Origin of the sequence: Psychroserpens jangbogonensis, assembly GCF_000797465.1 — a bacterium.
Lineage (GTDB): Bacteria > Bacteroidota > Bacteroidia > Flavobacteriales > Flavobacteriaceae > Psychroserpens > Psychroserpens jangbogonensis.
This window is the reverse complement of the sequence record NZ_JSWG01000018.1, coordinates 1-528: the sequence shown is the minus strand read 5'-3', so window position 1 is coordinate 528 and position 528 is coordinate 1. Positions and strand designations below refer to the sequence as shown.

The following is a 528-nucleotide window of genomic DNA, read 5'->3' as shown; positions in this document are numbered from 1 at the left end:
TTAGAAGGTACAGACTGTGAGATATCAGGAAGTATTGAAGCAACTGTAGTAAAAGATTACACATCATGTGGAGGAACAATCACAATTACTTACAATGGTAAGGATTTATGTGAGCGTGACTTAGTAGCAGGACCATACGTAATAAACGTAGATCCAGCACCAATGGCTGAAGTAACAGCACCAGAATTTTCAGATAAGATAGCATGTTCAGATGCAGCAGGATTTGCAGCAGATGACGCTAGTTATACAAATGGATTAACTGGCTTATGTGAAATCTCAGGAAGTATCGAAGCAACTGTAGTAAAAGATTACACATCATGTGGAGGAACAATCACAGTTACATATAATGGAGTAGACGTATGTCAAAACCCATTAAGTGCAGGACCATTTGTAATAGATGTTGATCCAGCGCCAATGGCAGATGTATCAGCTCCAGAATTTCCAACTAATGTTATGTGTTCAGATGCAGCAGGATTTGCAGCAGACGACGCTACATATAGTAATGGATTAGAAGGTACAGACTGTGAG

1 protein-coding gene is annotated in these 528 nt (G+C 39.6%); it reads left to right on the top strand.

From position 1 onward, the window contains the following. On the top strand, nt 1-528 hold a 528-nt coding region (locus RH81_RS17055; RefSeq protein ID WP_033962364.1), incomplete at both ends, for a hypothetical protein.